At 67.2% G+C, this 6,345-nt stretch carries 8 protein-coding genes; 7 read left to right on the top strand and 1 reads right to left on the bottom strand.

Features of this window, described 5'->3' with window-relative positions:
- The first annotated feature begins 79 nt into the window (after positions 1-79).
- The 7 genes from MUO23_13620 (at position 80) to MUO23_13590 (ending at position 5,851) form a co-directional block, all read left to right on the top strand.
- Positions 80-439 carry a hypothetical protein gene (locus MUO23_13620; protein MCJ7513988.1) on the top strand — a complete coding sequence of 120 codons (360 nt, stop codon included), beginning with the start codon at positions 80-82 and terminating at the stop codon, positions 437-439.
- 16 nt (positions 440-455) lie between these two features.
- On the top strand, positions 456-1,337 hold the full coding sequence (locus tag MUO23_13615) for a patatin-like phospholipase family protein (protein ID MCJ7513987.1): 882 nt from the start codon (positions 456-458) through the stop codon (positions 1,335-1,337).
- Positions 1,334-1,576, top strand: coding sequence for a hypothetical protein (locus MUO23_13610; GenBank protein MCJ7513986.1), 243 nt, complete (start codon positions 1,334-1,336; stop codon positions 1,574-1,576). The genes MUO23_13615 and MUO23_13610 overlap by 4 nt, the downstream gene beginning before the upstream one ends.
- A gap of 117 nt (positions 1,577-1,693) precedes the next feature.
- On the top strand, positions 1,694-2,221 hold the full coding sequence (locus MUO23_13605; GenBank protein MCJ7513985.1) for a hypothetical protein: 528 nt from the start codon (positions 1,694-1,696) through the stop codon (positions 2,219-2,221).
- Positions 2,222-2,337: 116 nt separating this feature from the next.
- Positions 2,338-4,347, top strand: coding sequence for a transketolase (gene tkt / locus MUO23_13600; protein MCJ7513984.1), 2,010 nt, complete (start codon positions 2,338-2,340; stop codon positions 4,345-4,347).
- Between the two features lie 121 nt (positions 4,348-4,468).
- A complete protein-coding gene (rpiB, locus tag MUO23_13595) occupies positions 4,469-4,927 on the top strand; it encodes a ribose 5-phosphate isomerase B (protein MCJ7513983.1) in 459 nt (152 codons plus the stop codon).
- 111 nt (positions 4,928-5,038) lie between these two features.
- Positions 5,039-5,851, top strand: coding sequence for a hypothetical protein (locus MUO23_13590; GenBank protein MCJ7513982.1), 813 nt, complete (start codon positions 5,039-5,041; stop codon positions 5,849-5,851).
- A 63-nt stretch (positions 5,852-5,914) separates the two neighbouring features.
- On the opposite strand, the gene MUO23_13585 is transcribed toward MUO23_13590, so the two are convergent.
- On the bottom strand, positions 5,915-6,345 hold a 431-nt coding region (locus MUO23_13585; protein ID MCJ7513981.1), incomplete at its 5' end, for a rhodanese-like domain-containing protein.

Genomic DNA, 6,345 nt, shown 5'->3' with positions numbered 1-6,345 from the left:
GAAGTCGTTCCGCGAGAGGTGTCATATTCCACCCAGAGGCGGTGCAACCCGCACTTGGCGTCTATGATAGATTCGAACTGTGAAGGACCCGCACCTTGGCGAGCAGGTCTCCGCCGAGCTTGCCCAGGCGGACCGGGCGCGGCAGGCGGGGAATCGTGGGCGAGCGCGGGTGTGCGCCCGGCGGGCAGCCGGCTGGGCGCTGGACGGCGTGCCGAGCAGCCAGGTGCGGTCCGCACAGGGCACGCAGGGGAATGCATATGAAGCGCTGCGGCGGGCGGCACGCGACGCCGCATTGCCCGTCCAGGTGCGCCAGGCGGCCGCCCGGCTGACGGCCCGCGTGGACGAGGCGTTCTCCCTGCCATTCGACGAAGACCCAATCCACGACGCCCTGGAGATCATTGGCTGGCGCTGGCCCGACTGGCGGCCGCCCCAGGGCTGACCGAGGAGGCTGGGCGGTGGACATCGCATTGGCGCTGGGTGGCGGGGGTGCACGCGGCCTGGCCCATATTGGAGTCCTGCGGGCTTTCGAGCGCGAAGGCGTGCGGGTTCGCGCCATCGCCGGGACCAGCATGGGCGGGATCATCGCCGCGGCCTATGCCTGCGGCATGTCGCCGGACACCATCCAGCAGAAAGCGGCGGAGCTGGAAATCCGGGGGCTGCTTCAGCTACGCCCGACGGGACCGGCTTTGTTCGGGCTGGAGAAGGTCCAGGCCTGGTTGGTCGGGCTGTTCGGCGAGCTCACCTTTGAGGAGCTGCCAATTCCTCTGGCTGTAACCGCGGTCGACCTTGCGGCATGCCGAGAGGTGGTGATCCGCACTGGCCCTCTGGTTGCTGGGGTGATGGCGACCATGGCCCTTCCGGGGATCTTTCCCCCGCAGATCCTGGGGGAGCACCGGTTGGTGGATGGGGCCACCCTCGATCCCGTGCCCGTTCGCCCCGTTCGCGAGCTGCACAACGCTCCGGTCGTGGCCGTCGTTCTCTCGCCAGAGCAGAGCCGTTGGCCTGAGACCCGCTCTCCCAGCCCGTTCGGTGACCTGCCGGTGGTCAGCTTCGTCGCACGCCTTGGTCCGCTGCGGGCCCTGGAGATCTTCCAGCAGGCGATGGAGATCACCCTCCGTATGCACACCGAACTCCATCTGACGGTAGACAAACCCGAGGTGATCATCCGCCCCGAGGTCTGGGACGTCGGCCTGTTTGACAGCCCCTCTCTGGAGACGATGTCGGCCTTGGGCGAAGCCGCCGCAAACGAGGCCATGCCGGCCATCCGGTCCCAGTTCGCTCCCCATCGGCGGCTCTGGCGATGGATCGGCCAGCGCACTCGCCGATGGACGGATTGAAGCCTGTGCGCCCGGGCAGGGATATGCGGGCCTATGCCGGCGGAACCCAACTCCGGCTCATCGCAGGCGGGCTATTCCTGGCCTTGGCAGTGGGGACGCTGCTCGTTCGCTTGATCTACGGACCGGATGCCGGCCGCAGCGCCCTGATCTGCACCCTACTGGCCTTGCTGCCCCTAGGCTTGATCTGGGGCCTGCTCTCGCTCCTGGGGTGGATTGCCCGCCGGGCGAAAGGCGCGTGAACCGTGGCGACCTCCAATCTCGGCGTGCGTATTGAGACAGCCTCTCCGGCACCCCGGCCGGAGCCCGTGCGCGGGGTGGCAATCTTTCTTCACGGTTGGACCGGCGATGAACACTCGATGGACATACTCGAACGCGGGCTGGCGGCAGGATGGTGGCGGATTTCGCTGCGCGGGCCGTTTGAGGCTGGGCCCGGCGGCTTCAGCTGGAGCCTGGACCACGGTGATGCGGGCGTCCCGGCGGCGGCCTTCAGGCCGGCGGCTGGGGCGTTGCGGGAATGGGTGAAGGCCGCGCCCGTGTCCCCCGACCTGCCCCTGGTGCTGGTAGGGTTCAGCCAAGGAGCGGCCCTGGCATTCGCCTCGGTGGGTGAGAGGCTCGTTCGCCCGGCCGGGCTGGCGGTGCTGGCCGGCTTCCTTCCGCCGGGGATAACAGCCTCGGCGTTCGTCGGCGTCCCCATCTTCTGGAGCCACGGCCTCCGGGATGACCGGGTCCCAGTGGATCGAGCCCGTGGTGAAGCCGCGTTGCTCGAGCAGACCGGAGCGCGGGTGACATATTGCGAGGCCGACGTCGGGCACAAAGTCGGATTGACCTGCGTGCGCGGGTTGCGCACCTGGCTGGCCGATCTGGAGCGTGCCAGCGGAGCCTAAGAGGTCATCGGTCGAACGGGCACGTGCAGGACGCGCCAACTTCGGCGCGATCGGTTGCCCGCCAGCTTCCCCCTTGGGGAGAGCTATGCACATCAACTTGATCACTGGAGCGCGCAATGTCGGATACCCATCTCACCGAACGAGCCATCAACACCATCCGCTTCCTGGCGGCCGATGCCGTACAGCAGGCCAAGTCCGGCCATCCCGGGCTGCCGATGGGCGCCGCCAGCATGGCCTACACGCTGTGGACGCGGCACCTGAAATTCGACCCCTCCGATCCGCGCTGGCCCGACCGCGATCGGTTCGTTCTTTCGGCAGGGCACGGTTCAGCCCTGTTGTACTCCTTGCTGCATCTCTCGGGGTACAACCTGCCGATGGAAGAGCTGAAGCGCTTCCGCCAGCTGGGGAGCAAGACCCCCGGCCATCCCGAATACGGCGAAACTCCGGGGGTTGAAACCACGACCGGCCCGCTTGGCCAGGGCTTCGCCATGGGCGTCGGGATGGCGCTGGCGGTCGAGCACCTGGCAGCCCAGTACAACCAGAAGGACTTCCCGGTCGTGGATCACTACATCTACGGAATCGTCTCCGACGGTGACCTGATGGAGGGGGTGGCATCCGAAGCCGCCTCCCTGGCCGGACACTTGCGGCTTGGCCGTCTGATCTACCTGTACGACGACAATCACATCACCATCGATGGGACGACCGAGCTGTCCTTTACCGAGGATCGGGTGAAGCGCTTCAAGGCCTACGGCTGGCACGTGGTGAGCGTGCCGGATGGCGACAACGTCGCCGCCATCGACAAGGCCCTTAGGGCCGCCAAGCGCGATCCGCGACCGTCGCTGATCGCTTGCCGCACGCACATCGGATTTGGCCTGCCGACCAAACAAGACAAGTCCTCGGCCCATGGCGAGCCCGCCGGCGAGGAGGAATTAGAGGGCGCCAAGCGCAATCTAGGGTGGCCGACGGAACCGCGCTTCCTCGTCCCGGACGACGTACGCGAGCACTTCGCCAAGGCGGCGGCACGCGGCAAGCGCGCCAACAAGAAATGGAAGAAATCGATGGCCGGCTATGCCCAGGCCTATCCTGAGTTGACGGCCCAGTTCAAGCGAACTCAGTCCGGCGCCCTGCCGGAAGGTCTCGCTGAGTTGATTCCTGCCGTGCCTGCCGATCCGAAGGGCGTCGCCACCCGGGCCGCATCCGGCAAAGCGCTCAACGCTCTAGCGCCAGCCCTGCCCGAGCTGATTGGTGGCTCAGCCGATCTCACACCCTCCAATCAGACTCTGATCAAAGACAGTGGAGACTACACCCCCGACACGCCGGGGAATCGCTACATCCGCTTCGGCGTGCGCGAGCATGCCATGGCTTCGATGATCAACGGAATCGCTCTACACGGCGGGTTGATCCCCTATGCCGGTACCTTCATGGTCTTCGCCGACTACATGCGGCCGGCCATCCGGCTGGCGGCGCTGATGCGTCAGCGGGTGATCTACATCTTCACCCATGACTCAATCGGCGTGGGCGAAGACGGCCCGACCCACCAGCCGATCGAACACGCCGCCTCCCTGCGCACGATCCCGAACGTCACTCTGCTGCGACCGGCCGATGCGAATGAGACCGGCGTCGCCTGGTTGGTTGCCCTGGAGCGCACTTCGGGGCCGACCGCCCTCGCCCTAACTCGCCAGGCGCTGCCGATCTACGATCGGGTGAAGTTCGCATCGGCCCAAGGACTGCGCAAGGGCGCCTACGTCATGGGGGATCTTGGGCAGGGCGCGCCGAAAGTCGTGCTCATGGCCTCCGGCTCCGAGGTCGAGCTGATCGTTCAGGCGGCCGAGCGCCTGACCCAGGAGGGAATCCCAGTCCGGGTGGTCTCCTTCCCCTCGTGGGAGCTGTTCGCCGGTCAGCCAGAGAGCTACCGCAGCGAGGTCCTGCCGGCTTCCATTCCCGCCCGGGTGGCCGTCGAAGCCGGGGTGAGCATGGGATGGGAGCGATGGGTGGGGGACAAGGGCCTGATCGTAGGCATCAATCGCTTTGGCGCCTCCGCCCCGTACAAGGATGTCTACAACTACCTGGGCCTGACCGTCGATGCCGTGGTGGCCGCCGCCAAGAAGGCGATGTCAGGGCTGTAGAACTCGCAGCCCGTCTGGCTCGGAAGGCACAAATGGGCGTGCCCTTCGGTCTTGGACCGTCGGGGAGACGCGGGTACAGTACTGCCGGGTGCCGAGGAGGCACTCGGTCAGGAGGCAGGACATGCGAGTCGCGATTGCAGCCGACCACGCCGGGTTTCCGCTCAAGGAGAGAGTGATCCAGACGGTGCGCGCCGCCGGCCACGAGCCGATCGACCTGGGAACCAACGACACCCAACCGGTGGACTACCCGGACTTCGCCGAGAAGGTCGGAGGAGCGGTCCAGCGAGGTGAGGCGGAGCGCGGCATCATCCTGTGCGGTTCGGGGGTCGGGGCCTCGATCGCCGCCAACAAGCTGAAGGGCATCCGCAGCGGCGTCTGCCATGACACCTACACCGCCCACCAGGGTGTCGAACATGACGACATGAATGTCCTGGCCATCGGCGGGCGTGTGATCGGTCCTGAGCTGGCGGTCGAGATCGTACGCGCCTACCTGGGGGCGAAGTACACGGGTGAGGAGCGCCACGCCCGTCGCGTCGGCAAGGTGCAGGCGATCGAGGCCCGTGGAGTCGCCTCGAAATAAACCGCGCCCCAACCTCAGGCAAGGGGTCCGTTCCGGGTCCGCTTCATGCGAGGCGGGCCCGCTGCCTTAACCCCAGGAACTCTCCGGACGGATTCCGGTATCATCGAGAACATGGCCTCGAGCCGACCCTCCCGATCTCGGCCGGATGCACGCCGCTGGGTCCTGGATGGCGAGCGGGAGCCCATCTTCTCGGCGCTGCCGCAGACGGTCCTGGCGAACTTGAGTCGATCCCGGTCGGAAAGCCCGCTCGTGTGGAATACCTTCTATCCGCTCTCCGCCCGTGGACTGCAGCTGGCGGACTTGCTTGCCCTGACGCCGCTGTGGGGAACCCGCCTGCCGCCCCCCGGCGGGCCAGGCCTGGAGATGGTCTTTTGGGGCTACGGCATCGATGGTCGGCCGATGCCCGGCCTGCAGGCTGCCGTGGGCCAGGTCGATGGCCCCACGGGGCAGACAGAAGTCGATCTGTTTCTCGTCGGTGGTGGGCAGCTGATCGCGGTCGAGGCCAAGCGAGGGGCATCGCCGGGGCGTTGTGGGCGCTTTGTCCGAGGACGATGTCCCGAGGTCAATCCCGCCCCTGAGCGGGCTCCTTGCCGCTATTGGGAGCCTGGGCCGGCCGACTTCGGCCGCTGGCTGGAAGTGGGTAAGCGTCCGCTGCCTGACTCAGATCCGCCGCCGTGCAGCCTGCACTATCAGCTGTTTCGCACGCTGGTGGTGGGGGCCCATCTGGCACACACCCTCGGCCTCGAATTCGGGCTGTGGCTGGTGATCCCCCGGCAGCGGTGGCCGCGGCTGGAGCGCATCTGGCTGGACTTTGCGGAGCGAGTGCGGGCGGAGGATCTGTGGCGGCGCCTGCGGGTGATCGCATGGGAGGACCTGCTGGCGCTGGGCGGGGAAGGGAACTTGCCGAGCCTCGCCGCCCGCTAGTCACCGCCCGCCAGACCGCGCCCTCAAGCCTCCCCGGCGCCGGGCCTCAGGCACAGCTCCGCCTCAAGGCTCGATCGCAATCGGATATCCGGCGGCGTCCCATCCCGTCAGACCGCCGACGAGGTTATTGACGTCCAGGTATCCGTAGGACCGCAGCATCATCATCACCAGCAGACACCGGTAGCCGCTGCCGCAGTAGGTGACGATTGGGGTGGCCTTGTCCTCCGGCAGTTCCGCTCGGCGCGCTACCAATTCCTCGATTGGAATTCTCAGCTGCCGATCCCATGCGATGAAACCTTTGGCCTGGACTTCCCCCGGAGAGCGGATATCCAGGAGCAGGATGTCGGCGCCGTTGGCCATGGCCTGCGACAGTTGCGCCGGCGTGGTAGCGCCATCATCCTCGGGGAGGGACGCCAAGACCTGCTGCAGGTGCGCCCTCAGGCGCGGATCTGGCTGGGCGGCGTTGAGGGCCGCGGGCTCGGGAGGAGCGCCCG

This window comes from Anaerolineales bacterium (assembly GCA_022866145.1).
Taxonomy (GTDB): domain Bacteria; phylum Chloroflexota; class Anaerolineae; order Anaerolineales; family E44-bin32; genus PFL42.
The sequence above is the reverse complement of the archived record's forward strand: the minus strand, read 5'-3'. Positions and strand labels throughout refer to the sequence as shown.

Coding starts and splice junctions, on each gene's coding strand:
- MUO23_13605 (MCJ7513985.1), top strand. CDS start 1,694: ATGGACATACTCGAACGCGGGCTGGCGGCAGGATGGTGGCGGATTTCG.
- tkt (MCJ7513984.1), top strand. CDS start 2,338: ATGTCGGATACCCATCTCACCGAACGAGCCATCAACACCATCCGCTTC.
- rpiB (MCJ7513983.1), top strand. CDS start 4,469: ATGCGAGTCGCGATTGCAGCCGACCACGCCGGGTTTCCGCTCAAGGAG.
- MUO23_13590 (MCJ7513982.1), top strand. CDS start 5,039: ATGGCCTCGAGCCGACCCTCCCGATCTCGGCCGGATGCACGCCGCTGG.